Annotated in this window: 18 protein-coding genes; 8 read left to right on the top strand and 10 right to left on the bottom strand. The window is 71.4% G+C overall.

The window, feature by feature from the left end; all coding sequences use genetic code 11:
- The first annotated feature begins 52 nt into the window (after positions 1-52).
- The 3 genes from O7616_RS29355 (at position 53) to O7616_RS29345 (ending at position 3,565) form a co-directional block, all read left to right on the top strand.
- The gene (locus O7616_RS29355) at positions 53-802 is read left to right on the top strand and encodes an SIS domain-containing protein (RefSeq protein ID WP_282304918.1); all 750 of its coding nucleotides are present in this window, start codon (positions 53-55) and stop codon (positions 800-802) included.
- Between the two features lie 158 nt (positions 803-960).
- Positions 961-1,464, top strand: a complete 504-nt coding sequence (locus tag O7616_RS29350) for a DUF6328 family protein (RefSeq protein ID WP_282304917.1) — start codon at positions 961-963, stop codon at positions 1,462-1,464.
- A 103-nt stretch (positions 1,465-1,567) separates the two neighbouring features.
- A complete protein-coding gene (locus O7616_RS29345) occupies positions 1,568-3,565 on the top strand; it encodes an acyl-CoA dehydrogenase family protein (protein ID WP_282304916.1) in 1,998 nt (665 codons plus the stop codon).
- Between the two features lie 140 nt (positions 3,566-3,705).
- On the opposite strand, the gene O7616_RS29340 is transcribed toward O7616_RS29345, so the two are convergent.
- The 8 genes from O7616_RS29340 to O7616_RS29305 all read right to left on the bottom strand — a co-directional run bounded on the left by O7616_RS29340 (position 3,706) and on the right by O7616_RS29305 (position 8,453).
- Positions 3,706-3,873: a hypothetical protein gene (locus tag O7616_RS29340; protein ID WP_282257153.1), complete on the bottom strand. Its 168-nt coding sequence runs from the start codon at positions 3,871-3,873 to the stop codon at positions 3,706-3,708.
- Between the two features lie 286 nt (positions 3,874-4,159).
- Positions 4,160-4,768 carry a hypothetical protein gene (locus O7616_RS29335; RefSeq protein WP_282304915.1) on the bottom strand — a complete coding sequence of 203 codons (609 nt, stop codon included), beginning with the start codon at positions 4,766-4,768 and terminating at the stop codon, positions 4,160-4,162.
- A gap of 62 nt (positions 4,769-4,830) precedes the next feature.
- On the bottom strand, positions 4,831-5,229 hold the full coding sequence (locus O7616_RS29330) for a Fur family transcriptional regulator (protein WP_282304914.1): 399 nt from the start codon (positions 5,227-5,229) through the stop codon (positions 4,831-4,833).
- Positions 5,226-5,525: a metalloregulator ArsR/SmtB family transcription factor gene (locus O7616_RS29325; RefSeq protein ID WP_282257156.1), complete on the bottom strand. Its 300-nt coding sequence runs from the start codon at positions 5,523-5,525 to the stop codon at positions 5,226-5,228. Before O7616_RS29325 ends, O7616_RS29330 begins: the two co-directional genes overlap by 4 nt.
- Positions 5,526-5,568: 43 nt before the next feature.
- Entirely contained in the window at positions 5,569-6,435 is an 867-nt protein-coding gene (locus tag O7616_RS29320) for a metal ABC transporter permease (RefSeq protein ID WP_282304913.1), read from the bottom strand.
- A gap of 3 nt (positions 6,436-6,438) precedes the next feature.
- Positions 6,439-7,200 (bottom strand): metal ABC transporter ATP-binding protein, encoded by a 762-nt coding sequence (locus tag O7616_RS29315; protein WP_282304911.1) that lies wholly within the window; start codon positions 7,198-7,200, stop codon positions 6,439-6,441.
- Positions 7,197-8,141 carry a metal ABC transporter substrate-binding protein gene (locus O7616_RS29310; RefSeq protein WP_282304910.1) on the bottom strand — a complete coding sequence of 315 codons (945 nt, stop codon included), beginning with the start codon at positions 8,139-8,141 and terminating at the stop codon, positions 7,197-7,199. Before O7616_RS29310 ends, O7616_RS29315 begins: the two co-directional genes overlap by 4 nt.
- 54 nt (positions 8,142-8,195) lie before the next feature.
- A complete protein-coding gene (locus tag O7616_RS29305) occupies positions 8,196-8,453 on the bottom strand; it encodes a hypothetical protein (RefSeq protein ID WP_282257162.1) in 258 nt (85 codons plus the stop codon).
- 29 nt (positions 8,454-8,482) lie between these two features.
- On the opposite strand from O7616_RS29305, the gene O7616_RS29300 reads away from it, so the two are divergent.
- The 4 genes from O7616_RS29300 to dusB all read left to right on the top strand — a co-directional run bounded on the left by O7616_RS29300 (position 8,483) and on the right by dusB (position 12,059).
- The gene (locus O7616_RS29300) at positions 8,483-8,824 is read left to right on the top strand and encodes an antibiotic biosynthesis monooxygenase (protein WP_282304909.1); all 342 of its coding nucleotides are present in this window, start codon (positions 8,483-8,485) and stop codon (positions 8,822-8,824) included.
- Positions 8,825-8,848: 24 nt separating this feature from the next.
- Positions 8,849-9,328 (top strand): hypothetical protein, encoded by a 480-nt coding sequence (locus tag O7616_RS29295; RefSeq protein WP_282257165.1) that lies wholly within the window; start codon positions 8,849-8,851, stop codon positions 9,326-9,328.
- Between the two features lie 114 nt (positions 9,329-9,442).
- Complete coding sequence (locus O7616_RS29290; RefSeq protein ID WP_282304908.1) at positions 9,443-10,822, top strand: glycine--tRNA ligase; 1,380 nt, start codon at positions 9,443-9,445, stop codon at positions 10,820-10,822.
- 79 nt (positions 10,823-10,901) lie between these two features.
- Complete coding sequence (gene dusB / locus O7616_RS29285; RefSeq protein WP_282307767.1) at positions 10,902-12,059, top strand: tRNA dihydrouridine synthase DusB; 1,158 nt, start codon at positions 10,902-10,904, stop codon at positions 12,057-12,059.
- Between the two features lie 886 nt (positions 12,060-12,945).
- On the opposite strand, the gene O7616_RS29280 is transcribed toward dusB, so the two are convergent.
- Together O7616_RS29280 and O7616_RS29275 are read right to left on the bottom strand one after the other, a co-directional pair.
- Positions 12,946-13,608, bottom strand: a complete 663-nt coding sequence (locus tag O7616_RS29280; protein ID WP_282303980.1) for a C39 family peptidase — start codon at positions 13,606-13,608, stop codon at positions 12,946-12,948.
- Positions 13,609-14,040: 432 nt separating this feature from the next.
- Positions 14,041-15,666 carry a beta-N-acetylhexosaminidase gene (locus O7616_RS29275; RefSeq protein WP_282307766.1) on the bottom strand — a complete coding sequence of 542 codons (1,626 nt, stop codon included), beginning with the start codon at positions 15,664-15,666 and terminating at the stop codon, positions 14,041-14,043.
- Between the two features lie 358 nt (positions 15,667-16,024).
- Here O7616_RS29275 and ppdK point away from each other — a divergent pair, with 358 nt between their 5' ends.
- Entirely contained in the window at positions 16,025-18,733 is a 2,709-nt protein-coding gene (ppdK, locus tag O7616_RS29270; protein ID WP_282304907.1) for a pyruvate, phosphate dikinase, read from the top strand.
- The last annotated feature ends 5 nt before the right edge of the window (positions 18,734-18,738 follow it).

Raw genomic sequence — 18,738 nt, 5'->3', positions numbered from 1 at the left:
TCGACTCGGGCACGGTTGACTAGATGGCCCGCAATCGGACGACGGAGGACGCATGACGGTGAGTGCCGAGGACTACCTGGCCGTGGTGACCGAGACGATCGGCCGGGTGGCCGCCAGCCAGCGGGAGGCGGTGGGCCGGGCCGCGGACCTGATCGCCGAGGCCGTACGCGCCGACGGTGTGGTGCACGCGTTCGGCACGGGGCACTCGGAGGCCCTGGCGATGGAGATCGCGGGACGGGCGGGTGGTCTGGTGCCGACCAACCGGATCGCGTTGCGTGACCTGGTGCTGCTCGGCGGTGAACCCGCCGACCGGCTCGGTCCGCTGCTGGAGCGCGATCCCGCTGTGGCGCACCGCCTCTACGAGCTGGCCCCGGTACGGCCCACCGACGTCTTCGTGCTCGCCTCCAACTCGGGGGTCAACGGCGCGATGGTGGAGTTCGCCACAGTGGTCAAGGAGCGCGGCCACGGGCTGGTGGCGATCACCTCGGCGCAGCACTCCGGCCGGATGACCTCCCGGCACCCGTCCGGGCGCAAGCTGGGTGATCTGGCCGACGTGGTGCTCGACAACGGCGCTCCGTACGGCGACGCGACCCTGCCCCTTCCCGGCGGTGGCGCGGTCGGCGCGGTCTCCTCGATCACCGCCGCCCTGCTGGCCCAGCAGGTCACCGTGGAGGTGGTGGCGCGGTTGCTGGCGGCGGGGGAGCGGCCCCCGGTCTACCTGTCGGCGAACATCCCGGACGGCGACGCGCACAACACGGAGTTGGAGGCGCGCTACGCGGGTCGGATCCGGCGCGGCTCCTGAGGCTGCCGGCGGTGGCTCGGCTGGTGCTTGTGGCCGACCTGCGTCCCCGAAGTGAACGGGAGATGTCGTGAACCTGTTTCGCGCTCGGCCGGGTGGGGCATTGGCGTTGCTGCCGGCGGCCGGGACCGCCGGCAGTAGCGTCGCACCGGAGGTAGCGCGTGTCCAAGGAGACCGAGAAGCAGCGTTGGCAGCGTAACTTCGCCGACCTGCTCCAGGAGTTGCGGGTCGCGCAGACCGGCGTGCAGATCCTCTTCGCCTTCCTGCTCACCCTGCCGTTCAGTAACGGCTTCACCCGGACCAGCGAGTTCCAGCGGGACGTCTACATCGTCGCGCTGCTCGCGGCGGCCGCCGCCACCGCGCTGATCATCTCGCCGGTGGCGTTCCACCGGGCGTTGTTCCGGCAGGGCCGCAAGCCGGAACTGGTGCGGTTCGCCCACCGGATGGCCACCGGTGGTCTCGCCTTCATGCTGATCGCCATGGTCAGCGCCGTACTGTTGATCACCGACTTCGTGCTGGACCGGCCGATCGCCTTCCTGCTCAGCGCCCTGACCGGCATCTGGTTCCTCGTGTTCTGGGTGATCCTGCCGTTCGTCCGCCGCAACTGGGGTGAGGACGACATCGACGACGATGACGACGACCCGGAGACTCTCAGCGTCGGCTGACCACACCGAGTTTCACGCAGCGCTACCCCTGGGTAACAACCGGGGGTAGCGTTGCGTTTGCGCGCACGTCGACGCAGCCGCACCGAGGTTCGAGGGGGCAGCCGTGACCACGACGCAGAACGGCCGACCGGCGCCGGACGGCCCTGATTCCGAGACCACCACCGGAGCCGCCGCGCCGTTGCCGGCGGAGGCCGGGCAGGTCTCCGAGAAGGAGGCCCGGCAGGTCGCCGAGGCCGCCCGCGAGTCCACCTGGGACCGACCCAGCTTCGGCAAGGAGTTGTTCCTGGGTCGGTTCCGGCTCGACCTGATCGACCCGTGGCCCCGGTCCGACCCGGGCGACGTGGCACGTGCCGAGGAGTTCCTCGGTCGGTTCCGCGCCTTCCTGACCTCCGAGGTGGACGGCGCGGCCATCGAACGTGACGGCTCCATTCCGGACTCGGTGTTCCACGGCCTGGCCGACCTCGGCGCGTTCGGCATGAAGATCGACCGGAAGTACGGCGGGCTCGGCCTGAGCAACCTGCACTACTGCCGGGCGCTGATGCTGGCCGGCTCGGTCAGCCCCGCCATCGGCGCGCTGCTCTCGGCGCACCAGTCGATCGGTGTGCCGCAGCCGCTGAAGATGTTCGGCACCGCCGAGCAGAAGCAGCGCTTCCTGCCCCGCCTCTCCGCCGGTGAGGTGTCCGCGTTCCTGCTCACCGAGCCCGACGTCGGCTCCGACCCGGCCCGGCTGGCCACCACCGCCGAGCCGACCGAGGACGGCACCGGCTACCGGCTCAACGGGGTGAAGCTGTGGGCCACCAACGGCATCGTGGCCACCCTGCTGGTGGTGATGGCCCGGGTGCCGGCCGGCGAGGGGCGTCGGGGCGGGATCACCGCGTTCGTGGTGGAGGGTGACAGCGAGGGCATCACCGTCGAGCGGCGCAACGAGTTCATCGGCCTGCGCGGCCTGGAGAACAGCCTCACCCGGTTCCACGACGTGTTCGTGCCCGCCGAGAACGTCATCGGCGGCGAGGGCAAGGGGCTGAAGATCGCCCTGACCACGCTGAACACCGGTCGGCTCTCGCTGCCGGCCATGTGCGTGGGCGCCGGCAAGTGGGCGCTGAACGTGGCCCGGGGCTGGGCCGCCGACCGGGTCCAGTGGGGTCGGCCGGTGGGCGAGCACGAGGCGGTCGCGCAGAAGCTCTCCTTCATCGCCGCCACCACGTACGGCATGGAGACAATGCTCGACCTCTGCTGCCTGCTCGCCGACGACGACCGTAACGACATCCGGATCGAGGCGGCGCTGGTCAAGCTGTACGCCAGCGAGATGGCCTGGAAGATCGCCGACGAGCTGATCCAGATCCGGGGCGGGCGGGGCTACGAGACGGCCGACTCGCTGGCCGCCCGGGGCGAACGCCCGGCCGCCGTCGAGCAGATGATGCGCGACCTGCGGATCAACCGGATCTTCGAGGGCTCCACCGAGATCATGCACCTGCTGATCGCCCGGGAGGCGGTCGACGCCCACCTGTCGGTGGCCGGCGACATCATCGACCCGGACGCGGGGTTGGGCCGCAAGGCCAGAGCGGGCGCCCGCGCGGGGGCCTTCTACGCGAAGTGGTTGCCGACGCTCGCCGTGGGCCGGGGGCAGAGCCCTTCGGCGTACGCCGAGTTCGGGCCACTCGCCGTACACCTGCGGCAGGTGGAGCGGTCGTCCCGCAAGCTGGCCCGGTCGACGTTCTACGCGATGTCGCGCTGGCAGGGAAAGATGGAGCGCAAGCAGGCGTTCCTCGGCCGTGTGGTGGACATCGGCGCCGAACTGTTCGCGATGTCCGCGGTCTGCGTCCGGGCCGCCGCCGAACGGGACACCCGACCGGAGAACGTCGAGCTGGCCGACCTGTTCTGCCGGCAGGCGCGGGTGCGGGTGGACGCCCTGTTCGCCGCACTGTGGGACAACACCGACTCGGTCGACACCGCCGCCGCTAAGCGCATCCTCGCCGGCCGCTACGCGGGCCTGGAGGAGGGTGTGATCACCCCGTCCGAGGAGTTGCCCTGGGTGGCCCGCTGGACGCCCGGCCCGTCCACCGCCGAGGACGTCCGCCGCCGCATCCCACCGAAGCCGTAACCCCGCCGCCTCGCACGCCGTCTGGCTTGATCGACTGCACATCCGCGAGGTGGTGGCATTCCCCGCCTCGATGCCCCTACGTCGCCGACCTGGAGTTGATCAACCGGCGTGCAGTGCAGGGGGCGGCGCGGCAGCGACGGTCAGCGGGCCACCGCCCAGGCCAGCACGCCTGCCAGGATCAGGCCGTTGAGCCCGGCCAGGGCCAGGTACGCCGCAGGCGGGATCTTCCTGCCCCGCCGCAGGAAGGAGACCAGGACGGCGGCGTAGCCGAGCAGCAGGACGGCGATGACGACGAGGAAGTAGAACACCCGAAGACCTTAGCGGCCCCAGCCGCGACGGCCCGACTCGGCGCGGCGAACGCGCACCACGGACCACCAGTGCTTCCCCTTGATCAAGTGATGAGAAGTAGCTCCCCACGCTGTCTCCGAGCTACTTCTCATCACTTGATCAAGATGGGCACGGCTGCCCGAGGCGGGCCGGGGTGGCGGCCCGAGGCTGGGCGCGGTCGCGGTTCGAGGCAGGGGCGGTGGACATGAGGTGGGCCGGTGGCGGCCCCATGGTGGGGGCGCGGTCGTGGCCGGTGTGCGCGAGACCTCAGCGGCCCCGGCCGCGGAGGCCGAGTTGGCGCAGCTCCAACGTGGCCAGGGCGTCGACTGTGGCGTCGTCGCCGCGCCGCCACGCCTCGGCGACGTCCGGCGCGATCCGGGTCAGCCGACCGAGCGGCTGGGTGGCCAGCGCGCGCAGCGCGAGCAGGTCCCGACCGGCCGGCCCGGCGGCCAGTTTCGCGGCCGACCCGGCCCGGCGCATCCAGCGCACCCGCAACGGCAGCCAACCGAAGAGCACCAGGCCGAGCGGGAAGATCAGCACGGCGACGGCGAGGGCGAGCGCGAGCTGGTCGACCAGGTGCTGCTGGTCCCGGCCCGCGTCGGCGAGCCCTCGGGCGGCGTCGGCGGCCTGCCGGAAGGGCGCGGTCAGCTCGTCACCGACCAGTGGGACCCGGCGCACCTTGCCGCCGGCGTCGGCGAGGTTGTCGGCGAGGCCACTGCCGGCGCCCTCCAGTTTCTGCCCCGGTACGGCGAGCTTCTGCACCAGGTCGTGCAGCCACAGCGCGCCCCGGATCGCCGCGTACACCCAGGCGACGACGAGCAGGTCGGTGAGCAACTGACGGGCGGCGGTCGGAAACCGATCGGCATAGATCTTCACGCCGGACAGCGTGCCACGAACGCCCCGGTTCTCACAGGTGCGGATTCACTGCGCGGGGCTGGTCAGCGTACGCAGGTCGGGCAGGTGCCGAAGATCTCCAGGGTGTGGCTGACGTCGGCGTAGCCGTGTTGCGCGGCGACCCGGTCGGCCCAGCTCTCCACCGCCGGCCCGGCCACCTCGACGGTGCGCCCGCAGGCTCGGCAGACCAGGTGGTGGTGGTGCCCCTCGCTGCACCGGCGGTAGAGGTGCTCACCCCCCGGCGGGCGCATCACGTCGATCTCGCCGGCGTCGGCGAGCCCTTGCAGGGTGCGGTAGACGGTGGTCAGGCCGACCCGCTCGCCGCGCTGCCGCAGCATGGCGTGCAGGTCCTGGGCGCTGTGGAAGCCCTCCATCTCACCCAGCAGCGCGCTCACCGCCGAGCGCTGCCGGGTGTTGCGCACCGCGGTGCTGCCCTCGCTCATGATCCCTCCCCGGCGTGGCTGACCGCGTCCGCCACGATGTGCGCGACGTGCTCGTCCACGAGGCTGTAGGCGATCTCCCGGCCACGGCGGGAGCCGCGGACCACTCCCGCGCCGCGCAGCACCCGCAGGTGCTGGGAGACCAACGGCTGCGCGGCGCCGAGCTTCTCCACCAGTTCGTGGACGCATCGTTCACCATCGGCCAGCTCGCTGACGATGGCCAGCCGGATCGGCGCGGACAGGGCGCGGAGCAACTCGCTGGCTCCGTCGAAACCCTCGTAACCCGTCGCGCTGGTCATCTTGCAACGGTAACCAATACCACCGACGCCCTGCTGATGAGGATCAACTCAGTACGACCTCGTGCGGTTCCGGTGCCGGTGCGGCGGCCGGTGTCGCCCGGCGGCGCAGCGCCCGCCAGACGCCGCCGGCCACGGCCACCACCAGGAACGACGCGATCGCCACCAGCACCACCGAGGCGCCCGGAGCGGTGTCCGCCGTAGCCGCCACCCAGACACCGGAGCCGGCGGCGAAGAACCCGAGCGCCATCGCGGCGGCCATCGTGCCGCGGAACCCCCGGGTGACCTGCTGGGCGGTGGCGACCGGGACCACCATCAGCGCGCTGATCAGGAGCACGCCGACGGCCCGCATCGCGATGGTCACGGTGACCGCGGTGGCGACGGCGATCAGCAGGTTGAGCGTGCGTACCGGGAGGCCGGAGACCCGGGCGTACTCCTCGTCGTGGCTGACCGCGAAGAGCGCCGGGCGCAGCGCGATCATGGTGACCAGGATCGCCGCGCCGAGCACCCCGATGGTGACCAGGTCGGCGGTCGAGATGGTGGTCAGCGACCCGAACAGGTAGGCGTTGAGGTTCGCGCTGGTCGCGTCCGAGAGGCCGACCAGCAGTACACCGCCCGCGATGCCGCCGTAGAAGAGCAGGGCCAGGGCAAGGTCACCGGAGGTACGCCCACGGGCGCGTACCACCTCGATGGCGACCGCGCCGATGGTGGCGGCGATCACGGCGACCAGCACCGGTGAGCGATTGAGCAGGAGACCGGCCCCGACGCCGGTCAACGCCACGTGCCCGACACCGTCACCGATCAACGCCAGCCGGCGCTGCACCAGGTAGATGCCGAGCGCCGGGGCGGCCAGGCCGATCACCAGAGCGCCGATCAGGGCGCGCTGCATGTAGGGGTACTGGAAGAGTTCCATGGGTCAGTTGCTCCACAGCCCGGCGGGCTCGTCGTAACAGTGCGGGTGCACGTGGTCGTGGTCGGGCGCCGCGTGGTGCCCGGCCGGGTCCGGCACCGCACCGTCGTGCGCGATGCGACCCTCGTGGACGACGACCGCCCGGCTGATCACCGGCCGCAGCGGGCCCAGCTCGTGCGCGACCAGCAGCACCGTTCCGCCGTCGCCCACGAAGTCGCGCAACGCGCCGGCGAACGCCTCCTGGCTGGCGGCGTCCACCCCGGCGGTGGGCTCGTCGAGGACCAGCAGCTCCGGCTTGCCGGCCAGGGCGCGGGCGATCAGGGTGCGCTGCTGCTGGCCACCGGAGAGCGTGGCGACCGGGTCACCGGCCCGGTAGGCGAGCCCGACCGCGAGCAGCGCGGCGTCGACGGCGGCGCGGTCGGCTCGACCGGGTGGGCGGAGCACCCCCCGGCGGGCCAGTCGGCCGGAGGCCACCACCTCGCGGACGGTGGCCGGTACGCCACCGCCGGCGCCCAGGCGCTGCGGGACGTACCCGATGCGGGCCCACTGTCGGAACCGGCGCAACGGCCGGTCGAAGAGGGTGACCGAGCCGGAGCTGAGCGGCACCAGGCCGAGCACGGCGCGGATCAGGGTGGACTTGCCGGAGCCGTTGGCGCCGAGCACCGCGACGACCTCTCCGGCGGTCACCGTGAACGAGATGTCGCGGAGCACGGGGCGGCCGTCGTAGCCGACCACCCCGTGCTCCACGGTGATGACAGGTGCGGTCACGAGCAGCCCAAGGCTGTCTGCAGGGTCCGCAGGTTGGTACGCATCACCGAAAGGTAGTCCCCGTCGCTGCCGGCGGCGAGCCCCTCGATCGGGTCCAGCACCGCGGTCTTCGCGCCGACCTGGCCGGCGATGGTCTCGGCGACCTTCGGGCTGACCAGGGTCTCGAAGAAGATCGTGGTGGCCTGGTGCTCCTTCGCCTCCTCGATCACGTGCGCGAGCCGCTGCGGGGAGGGCTCGACGTCCGGGCTCAGCCCGGTGATACCGACCTGGTCGAGCTGGTAGCGGTCGGCGAGGTAACCGAACGCGGCGTGACTGGTCACGATCTCCCGTCGCTGGCAGGTCGCCAGACCGGTCTTGAACTCGCTGTCCAGGGCCGTCAGGTCGGAGCGAAGCGTCGCGGCGCGGGCGGTGTAGTCGGCCGCGTGGTTCGGGTCGGCAGTGCCGAGTCGCTGCGCGAGTTGGTCGCCGATGCCGGCCAGCCGGGTCGGGTCGAGCCAGACATGCGGGTCCTTGCCACCGCTCTCCTCGGCGTGCCCCTCCTCGCCCTCGTGGTCGTGCCCGCCGGCCGAGGCGTCCAGCAGCGGCTGCACGCTCGTCACGTCGAAGGCCCGGTCGCCGCCGTTCTGGGCGACGGCGTCGTCCACGGCCGGCTGGAACCCCTTGAGGTAGACGATCAACTCCGCATCGCTGACCTGGCCGACCTGGCTCGGGTTGAGCTCCAGGTCGTGCGGTTCGGCACCGGGCTTGGCCAGGTTGGTCACCCGGGCCGCGTCGCCGCCGATCCGCTCGGCGAGGAACTGGAGGGGGTAGAACGCGGCCACCACGTCGACTCTCTTCGGGTCGGCGCCGGCGGAGTCACCGGTGGAGCAGCCGGCCCCGGCGCCCAGGGCGAGCAGGGCGGTCGCGGCGGCCAGGACACGGTACGTGGCGCGGTTGGTCATGTCGTCAACTGTCCGTGGCAACGATAATGATTGTCAAAAACGCATGATTGCATGTCAGAGCAGCTTCGCGAGGCCCACCGTCACGAGCAGGGTCAGCATCAGCAGCCGAATCAGGCGGGTCTGCGGTGCCTGAACCGCCCAGGTCGTCGCCAACAGGGCGATCAGACCCGCGGCGAGCGCCAGCGTCAGCAGCCCGCCGACCACCCCGGGCGTGAAGAACGCCACCAGCACCACCACCAGGGTGAGCAGGAACACCGACGTCGGGTTCGCCCCGGCCAACCGGGCGAGCAGAGGGCGCTGCGTACGCTGCATCCCACAGACTCTACGAGGAGGGACCCCCGTTGCTGGTGACCAACCGGTTCGTGGTCGACGTCGATGCCGCCGACGACTTCACCGAACGGGCGCACGCCGCCCTCACCGCCCTGGCCGCCCGCCCCGGCTACCTGCGCGGTCAACTGGTCCGGGCCCTCGACGACCCCCGGTACTGGTCGCTGGTCACCGAATGGGAGTCGGTCGGGACGTACCGGCGGGCGCTGGGCGCCTTCGACGTCAAGGTCAGCGCCGTGCCGCTGCTCGCCGAGTCGGTCGACGAGCCCTCCGCGTACGAGGCACTGGCCATCGCTGCGCCCGGCGGGGCGGTGGTCATCGCCGAGAGTGATCGGGCTGCGGGTCCTTACCGCTGAGCCCGCGGACACTACGCTGCTCCTATGACCGCACCCGCCCCGCCACCCGGACCAGGGGTGGCTCCGCCGTTCGCCGCGCCGCCCACCGAGGGCCGCCGCACACGGCTCTGGCTCGGCCTCGGCGTCGGCGCGCTCGCCGTGGTGCTCTGCTGTGGCGGAGGCGGCAGCGCCGTCGTCGGCCTGGCCGTCAGCGGCGTGCAGGCGATCCGCGAGCAGGCCCGCACCGTGACCGGCGACTACTACCAGGCGCTTGTCGAGCGGGACTACGGGCGGGCGTACGACCAGCTCTGCGACGACGCGCAACGGCGTGAGTCGCGGCCCGAGTTCGAGCGGCGTGCCGCCGCCGAGCCACAGGTCGCGGCGTTCCGGGTGGGTGAGGTGGACACCACCAGCCTGACCGTGCCGGTCGACGTGACGCTCGCCGGTGGCGACCGGGAGCAGCAGCAGGTCAGCCTCGGCCAGGACGGGCAGACCGGGGGCGTGGAGGTCTGCGGGGTCAGCTGACCCGCCCCCGGTATTCTGCTGGGCTCAGGGCTGCGGTTCTCGTACCGTGGTCCCGAACTGACCGTTCCATCCACATCTCGCCCCCGCCGACCGCCAGCCGGCGTAGGAGGAAACATGCCAGCCGACCGTATCGACGCCGTCGTCAGCCTCGCCAAGCGCCGAGGCTTCGTCTTCCCCTCCAGCGAGATCTACGGGGGCACCCGATCGGCGTGGGACTACGGTCCGCTCGGCGTGGAGCTCAAGGAGAACGTCCGCCGGCAGTGGTGGAAGACCATGGTCCAGCAGCGCGACGACGTGGTCGGCCTCGACTCCGCCGTCATCCTGGCCCGCAAGGTGTGGGAGGCGTCCGGCCACATCGCCGAGTTCGTCGACCCGCTCACCGAGTGCCAGTTCTGCCACAAGCGCTTCCGGGCGGACCACCTGGAGGAGGCGTACGCCGAGAAGCACGGCAAGCCGCTGACCTCCCTCGCCGAGCTGAACTGCCCCAACTGCGGCAACAAGGGCACCTTCACCGAGCCGAAGATGTTCAACGGCCTGATGAAGACCTACCTGGGCCCGGTGGAGAGCGACGAGGGTCTGCACTACCTGCGCCCGGAGACCGCGCAGGGCATCTTCGTCAACTACAAGAACGTCGAGACGGTCGCCCGCAAGAAGCCGCCGTTCGGCATCGCGCAGACCGGCAAGTCGTTCCGCAACGAGATCACCCCGGGCAACTTCATCTTCCGGACCCGCGAGTTCGAGCAGATGGAGATGGAGTTCTTCGTCGAGCCGGGCACCGACGAGCAGTGGCACGAGTACTGGCTCCAGGAGCGCTGGAACTGGTACCTCGACCTCGGTCTGTCGGCGGACAACCTGCGCCTCTACGAGCACCCCAAGGAGAAGCTCTCGCACTACTCGAAGCGGACGGTGGACATCGAGTACCGCTTCCAGTTCGGCGGCAGCGAGTTCGCCGAGCTGGAGGGTGTGGCCAACCGCACCGACTTCGACCTCTCCACGCACAGCAAGCACTCGGGCGTCGACCTGTCGTACTTCGACCAGACCAAGAGTGAGCGCTGGATGCCGTACGTCATCGAACCGGCCGCGGGTCTGACCCGCGCCGTGCTGGCGTTCCTGTTGGAGGCGTACGACGAGGACGAGGCCCCGAACACCAAGGGCGGCGTGGACAAGCGCACCGTGATGCGGTTCGACCCGCGGCTCGCCCCGGTCAAGGTGGCGGTGCTGCCGCTGTCCCGCAACGAGGCACTGTCGCCGAAGGCCAAGGACCTCGCGACGCTGCTGCGCAAGCGCTGGGTGGTGGAGTTCGACGACTCGCAGGCGATCGGCCGCCGTTACCGCCGGCAGGACGAGATCGGCACCCCGTTCTGCGTGACGGTCGACTTCGACACCCTGGACGACGACGCTGTGACGGTGCGCAACCGGGACACCATGGCTCAGGAGCGGGTCTCCCTGGACCAGGTCGAGCGCTACCTGATCGAGCGGCTTCCGGGCTGCTGAGACGCTGCGCACGGGGCCTCGGCCGACGCGATGAGCGCCGGTCGCGGCCCCGTACACTTGTGCGGTGACTGCCTCGACCATGCCCGTGCTGCGGCCGTTGACTCTCGGGCCGTACCAGGTGTGGCCGCCCGTGGTGCTCGCCCCGATGGCCGGGATCACCAACGTCGGGTTCCGCCGGCTGTGCCGGGAGCAGGGCGGCGGCATCTACGTCTGCGAGATGATCACCACTCGGGCGCTGGTCGAGCGCAACCCGAAGACGCTGCGCATGATCGCTTTCGGTGACGACGAGAAACCGCGCAGCCTCCAGCTCTACGGCACCGATCCGGAGATCACAGCGGCCGCCGTGCGGATCGTCGTCGAGCGCGACCTGGCCGATCACATCGACCTCAACTTCGGCTGCCCGGTCCCCAAGGTCACCCGGCGTGGTGGCGGCGCGGCCCTGCCGTGGCGGCGCCGGCTCTTCGCCCGCCTGGTGAAGGCTGCCGTCGACGCCGCGTCACCCTCCGGGGTGCCGGTCACGGTCAAGATGCGCAAGGGCATCGACGACGACCATCTGACGTACGTCGAAGCAGGGCTGGCCGCCCAGGAGGCCGGCGTGGCCGCGGTGGCCCTGCACGGGCGGACCGCGTCGCAGCGTTACTCGGGCACCGCCGACTGGGACGCGATCGCCACCCTGAAGCAGGCCCTCGACGTGCCGGTGCTCGGCAACGGCGACATCTGGGAGGCCGACGACGCGCTGCGGATGGTCGCGCACACCGGCGTGGACGGCGTGGTCGTCGGCCGCGGGTGCCTGGGCCGGCCGTGGCTCTTCGCCGACCTGGAGGCCGCCTTCAACGGCCGGTCGGAACGGCGACTGCCCAGCCTCGGCGAGGTGGCGGCGACCATGCGCCGGCACGCCGAGCTGCTGGTGGACCAGTTCGTCGCCGGTGCCCGCAACCCGGCCCGAGGTGAACGCGACGGCTGCACCGACTTCCGCAAGCACGTCGCCTGGTACCTCAAGGGTTTCCCGGTCGGCGGCGAACTGCGCCGCTCACTGGCGATGATCGAGAGCCTGGCCCAGCTCGACGATCTGCTCGGCAAGCTCGATGCGACGGAGCCGTTCCCGGTGGCCACGCTGGGCCAACCGCGTGGGCGCACCAACTCGCCGGGCAAGGTCGCCCTGCCGGACGGTTGGCTGGCCAGCCGGGACGACGACACCGTCCCCGAGGGCGCCGAGATGGACGACTCCGGCGGCTGAGCCCGTGGTCCGCGACGGGACGCCGTCGGCGGGTTCGTCTCTGCCCGGATGCCGACCCGGTTCCGCCGGGCGCAGGGGTCGGACGTGGGGGTGCGGCAGGCTGTCGAGCTGATGTCGTAAACGAGTCAAGACGTCAGCTCGGAATGCGCTACCCGCCGCTGCCACCGCGCGGCGCTGCCACCATGCGCTGCCACCAGGCGGGGCTGCCATCCTGCAGGGCTCTGGCGTCGTGCGGGGCTGCCATCGTGCAGGGCTGGCGTCGTGCGGGGCTCTGGCGTCGTGCGGGGCTCTGGCGTCGTGCGGGGCTCTGGCGTCGTGCGGGGCTCTGGCGTGGTGCGGGGCTGGCGTCGTGCGGGGCTCTGGCATCGTGCGGGGCCTGGCATCGTGCGGGGCTCTGGCGTGGTGCGGGGCTGGCGTCGTGCGGCGCGGCGGGTGCCGTTGCGACGCTGATTCGTCTGCGACATCAGCTCCAAAGGACCCGTGACACAACCGACGGGCCGCGCCCGGTGCGCGTCGCAAGATTCGCGCAACATCGGGGATGTTGCTGTGTCCCGCGTGTCTGAGGCAGCAACATCCCCGATGTTGTGAGGATCTTGGCGCGGGGCGCGGGGCGCGGGGCGCGGGGCGCGGGGCGCGGGGCGCGGGGCGCGGGGCGCGGGGCGCGGGGCGCGGGGCGCGGGGCGCGGGGCGCGGGGCGCGGGGCGCGGGGCGCGGGGCGCGGGGCGCGGGGCGCGGGGCGCGGGGCGCGGGGCGCGGGGCGCGGGGCGCGGGGCGCGGGGCGCGGGGCGCGGGGCGCGGGGCTCACAGGGCGGCAGTGGGACTGGACCTGGACATGCTGAAGGCCGGGCCCCGTGGTGGGGTCCGGCCCTTCAGCGTCGGGTGGTGCTCAGCTGGCGGCGTAGCCGCGGGTGGCGATCCAGTCGGCGAGGTGCTCGACGGTGACCTCGTACGAGGCGGTGTTCGGGTCGGCGGAGTCGGCGATGGTGACGATGTCGCCGTTGTCGCGGTAGCCGACCACGCTGATGTAGTGCCCACCCTCGAAGGAGTGGATGCCACCGTCGGTGTCAGTGGTGGTGCCGGCGATGTTGGCGACCACGGCCCGGCCGTCGTCGACGGTGCGGACGATGTCGGCGCGCAGCTTGTCGGTCTGCTTGTCGTCGGCCTTCGGGGTGCTGATCTCGACGGAGTGGTAGGCGTCGTTCTTGCCGGTCTCCTTGTTCAGCACCGGGGTGATGTCGTTGATGGAGTTGGTGCCGGCCTCGGTGGTGCCCATCTCCTTGGCCATGGCGTCCACGCTGATGTCCTTGCCCTGCACGCTCAGGGCGTTACGGGCGGCGGCGGGGCCGCAGTAGTAGAAGTTCGGCTGGGCCTCGTAGCGCACGCCCAGCTGACGCTCACCGTGACCCTTGCGGTCGGTCTGCGCCTGCGACGTCGGCTTGCTGGTGTTCGGGGCGGCGAAGGCGGTGGTGACGGGTCCGGCGATGGCGCCACCGGTGAACGCGAGACCGGCGGCGGTCAGGGCGGTCTTACGAATCAGATCGGTACGCATGATGGCGTGCTCCTCTGCTTCATCGGGGGATACCGCACGACGCACGGGGGACGGCCATGCGGGGGAAGTTCAGTGCCCGGCGGCCCGTGGGCCGGCGTCGGGACAGATCACAACGGTCCGGGGTGGCGGATCATTCCGCCGGGCTCCTCGGCCCGTGCTGCTCGGCTGTGCGGGGGATGTAACCGGGGTGGCCCGGCCGGTGTTCCCGGCGGCTACCCCGCGCCGACGACTCGACAGTCGCGGTGGCGTGCCAGGTATAACGACCCCGCCGGGGCCACGATTCCGCGATCCGGGTGGGCCCGATCACGGGACGATGCGGCTGATAACGGACATTCGGGGATGGTGGTCTCCGACGGATCGGCGATGTGGGGGTTCCCCTGGCTGGCGGACGCCCCACTATCGGCGATCTGGAGTCGATCACCGGATCGGGGCTTACGCCGGGTTGGCGCCCTCCCGGGTCGAGTCGCGCTGGGTGGGGATCGTGGGTCCGCTCGGCCAGGGGATCTCGGGCGCGCGGTGGAAGGCGATCTCGGCGGCGTCCCAGCGTGGGCCGTGGGCGGCCAGGCGGTCACGGAAGCCTGCCCAGTCGTGGGTCTCCCGGCGCGACCAGCCCAGCTCGGCGATGGCGGGGAGCCGGGGCAGGAGTAGGAACTCGATGTCGGTCAGCGAGGTGACCGACTCGGTCCAGAGCGGGGCCTCCACACCGATGACGGCCGTGGAGGGCACCCCGGCGACGTGCGTGGCCGGATCCCAGTCGTACGCCCGTCGCACGTCGATCAGACCGGCCCAGTCGTGCCCGATCGGGGTGTCCGGGGCGTACTTCATGTCCAGGTAGGCGTGGTTGCCGGGGGAGACGATCACTCGGGCGCCCCGGCGTACGGCCTCGACCGTGGTGGGGTCTTCGCCGTTCGTGCCCCACCACTGCAGGACCCGCCCGTCGACGTGGGCGGCCGGTGCGAGCTGGTGCCAGCCGACGACGGTCTTGCCCAGGCCGGCGACGATGCGTTGGACCCGCTCGACGAAACCGGTGTAGACCTCGCCCTTCACCTTGAACGCCTCGTCACCGCCGATGTGCAGCCACGGCCCGGGTGTGAGCGCGGCCAGTTCGCCCAGGACGTCGGCGATGAAGTCGTACGTCCGGTCGTCGGCCGGGTCGACGTAGCTGAAACCCACCTCGGTGCCGGTGTACGGCTGCGGCGCGGTCTTGTCCGGTGCCAGTTCGGGGTACGCGACGAGCGCCGAGTTGGTGTGCCCGGGGAGGTCGATCTCCGGGACGACGGTGATGTGCCGGGCGGCCGCGTAGGAGACGATCCGCGTGTAGTCGGCCTTGGTGTAGAACCCGCCGGGGCCGCCACCGACCTCGGTCGCCCCGCCGACGGTGGTCAGCTTCGGCCAGGAGTCGACGGCGATCCGCCAGCCCTGGTCGTCGGTGAGGTGCAGGTGCAGGTGATTGAGCTTGTAGCGGGCCAGGTGGTCGACCACCCGCAGGACGTCCTCGACGGTGAAGAAGTGTCGGGCGACGTCGAGCATCGCTCCCCGGTACGGGAACCGGGGTACGTCGGTGATGGTGCCCCCGGGCAGCGTCCACCGGTCGGTGACCGGGGTCCGGCTCTCGATCGTCGCCGGCAACAGTTGGCGCAGCGTCTGGACACCGTGGAAGAGGCCGGCGGCGGTGACGGCGGTGACGCGTACCCCGTTGGTGGTGACGTCGAGCCGGTAGCCCTCCGCGCCCAGGTCGGCGGCGGTCTCGTCGAGCATCAGCGCGATGCCGTCGACAGGTGCCGGCGCGGTGGCGTCGGTGACCGGCAGCGGGTAGCCGGTGGCCGGGCGCAGCAGGCCGGCGAGCTGCTCGGCGACCGCCAGCGCCGCCGGGTCGGAGCTGGCCACGATGACCGCTTCGGCGCTCAGTGTCCAGTCTTCGGCCGGGTCCGGCTGGACCTGCTGGGGGGCGGGAACGACATCGGCCAACCGGTGCGGGGCCGCCGGGGCGAGCAAGCTGCGGGCGGCCTGCTCGGCCGTGCGGGCCAGCGTTGCCGCGCCCGGCTCCTCCGCCGACAGCGGGGCGGGGGTGGCGGCGGGGCCGGGGGCGGGGGCGGTCGACACGGTGGCGACTCCGGGGTGTATTCGCGTCGGTTATGGCAAAAGTGAGGTTCACCGGCTGGCGTGTCATCCAGCGTACGACGCTCGGCCGGGGTGCGTGTTGGTGCGCATGGAAGCGTTCCCAGAAAACGGTACGAACACGGATAGTCGTGATGGCTGTGCCAATTGTCACCGAACGGTCCCAGGTCGCTCGATGTTCGCTTAACCTTCGCGCACCGATCGCGTCGACCCCGGGATTACCGGTGGTCCGCCTCGGGGTACAGAAAACTGAACCTTCGTTAAGTGTCAATCCGGCGCGTGTGTTGTGGAGGCTCTGGTGGCAGCGCAAGAGACCGTCGATCACAAGTACGTCTACGACTTCTCCGAGGGCAACAAGGATCTCAAGGACCTGCTCGGGGGCAAGGGCGCCAACCTCGCCGAGATGACGAACCTCGGCCTGCCCGTCCCGCCGGGCTTCACCATCACCACCGAGGCCTGCCAGGCGTACCTGGCGACGGGACGGGAGCCGGACGGGCTCGCCGGGCAGATCGAGGCGCACCTGGAGTCGCTGGAACGCGCGATGGGCAAGCGCCTCGGCGACCCGCAGGACCCCCTGCTGGTGTCGGTACGCTCCGGCGCCAAGTTCTCGATGCCCGGCATGATGGAGACCGTCCTCAACGTCGGTCTCAACGACCAGAGCGTGGTCGGCCTCTCCGCCCAGGCCGGACAGAACGACAGGTTCGCCTGGGACTCCTACCGCCGCCTCATCCAGATGTTCGGCAAGACCGTGTGCGAGGTGCCGGGCGAGGAGTTCGAGCACGCGCTGGACGAGGCCAAGAACGCCAAGGGCACCCACGACGACCTGGACCTGGACGCCGACGACCTGCGGAGGCTGGTCGACGCGTACAAGAAGATCTTTTTGAAGCACACCGGTCGGGAGTTCCCGCAGCAACCGCGTGAACAGCTCGACCTGGCCATCCGGGCGGTGTTCGAGTCGTGGAACGCCGAGCGCGCCGTGCTCTACCGCCGCCAGGAGCGGATCCCGGCCGATCTCGGCACCGCTGTCAACGTGGTGACGATGGTCTTCGGCAACCTCGGCCCGGACTCCGGCACCGGGGTCGCGTTCACCCGGGACCCGGCCAGTGGCGCGCAGGGCATCTACGGCGACTACCTGGCCAACGCCCAGGGTGAGGACGTCGTGGCGGGCATCCGCAACACCGTGCCGCTGAACGAGCTGGAGCGGCTGGACAAGAAGTCCTACGACGAGCTGCTCGGGTACATGGCTCGGCTGGAGGAGCACTACCGGGACCTCTGCGACATCGAGTTCACCATCGAGCGCGGCAAGCTGTGGATGTTGCAGACCCGGGTCGGCAAGCGCACCGCCGCCGCCGCGTTCGTCATCGCCGGGCAGCTCGTCGACGAGGGCCTGATCGACCTGGACGAGGCGTTGCACCGGGTCAACGGCGCGCAGCTCGCCCAGCTGATGTTCCCCCGCTTCCAGCTCGACCACGAGTTCGAGGCGGTCGCCAAGGGCATCGGCGCGTCACCGGGCGCGGCGTCCGGCACTGTCGTCTTCACCTCCGCGCGGGCCGTCGAACTGGCCGCCGAGGGGGAATCGGTGATCCTGGTCCGCCGGGAGACCAACCCGGACGACCTGAACGGCATGATCGCCGCGAAGGGCATCCTCACCTCGCGGGGCGGCAAGACCAGCCACGCCGCGGTGGTGGCCCGGGGCATGGGCAAGACCTGTGTCTCCGGCGCCGACGAGATCGACGTGAACGTCCCGGCGAAGCGGTTCGTCGTGGCCGGGCAGACCGTCAACGAGGGCGACGTGGTGTCCATCGACGGCACCACGGGCAAGGTCTACCTGGGCGAGGTCCCGGTCATGCCGTCGGAGGTGGTGCAGTACTTCGAGGGCAGCCTCGACGCCGAGCACGTCGACAACGCCCTGGTCCGGGCCGTACACCGGATCATGACGCACGCCGACGGCAGGCGGCGGCTCGCGGTCCGGACGAACGCCGACACCGGCGCGGACGCCGCCCGGGCCCGGCGCTTCGGCGCCGAGGGCATCGGCCTGTGCCGCACCGAGCACATGTTCCTCGGCGACCGTCGGGAGCTGGTCGAGCGGCTGATCCTGGCCCGTGCCGAGGGTGAACGGGACGAGGCGCTGGCGGCGCTACTGCCGTTGCAGCGGGCCGACTTCGAGGAGATCTTCCGCGAGATGGACGGGCTGCCGGTCACCGTCCGGCTGATCGACCCGCCGCTGCACGAGTTCCTGCCGCCGCTGGAGCAGCTCGCGGTGAACGTGGCGGTCGCCCAGGAGCGTGGCGAGGACGTCGCGAAGGAGGAGGCGCTGCTCGCCGCCGTCCGGCGGATGCACGAGGAGAACCCGATGCTCGGCCTGCGGGGCGTCCGCCTGGGCCTGGTCATCCCGGGCCTGTTCGCGATGCAGGTCCGGGCCATCGCCGAGGCCGCCGTCGCGGTCACCCGCGCGGGCGGCACCGCCTGCCCGGAGATCATGGTTCCGCTGGTCGGGGCCGTGCAGGAGTTGGAGACGGTACGCGCCGAGGCCGAAAAGATCATCGCGGAGGTGGTGGGTGACAGCGGCGTCGAGGTGCTGATCGGCACCATGATCGAGGTGCCCCGGGCGGCGCTGACCGCCGGGCAGATCGCCGAGGCCGCCGAGTTCTTCTCCTTCGGCACCAACGACCTCACCCAGATGGGCTGGGGCTTCTCCCGCGACGACGTCGAGGGTGCGTTCTTCTGGCGGTACCTGGAGCTGGGCATCTTCGGCATCTCGCCGTTCGAGTCGATCGACCGCGACGGTGTCGGTCGGCTGGTGCGCATCGCCGCCGAGGAGGGCCGGGTCGCCCGGCCCGGCCTGAAACTCGGCGTCTGCGGTGAGCACGGCGGCGACCCGGACTCGGTGCACTTCTTCCACGAGGTCGGCCTGGACTACGTGTCCTGCTCACCGTTCCGGGTGCCGGTGGCCCGGTTGGAGGCCGGCCGGGCGGTGGTGGAGACCGGCGGGTCGGACAGTCGTTGACGCCT

It is taken from the genome of Micromonospora sp. WMMD964 (assembly GCF_029581455.1).
Taxonomy (GTDB): domain Bacteria; phylum Actinomycetota; class Actinomycetes; order Mycobacteriales; family Micromonosporaceae; genus Micromonospora.
Note: the sequence above shows the minus strand (reverse complement) of the source record. Positions and strands in the feature narration are given on the sequence as shown.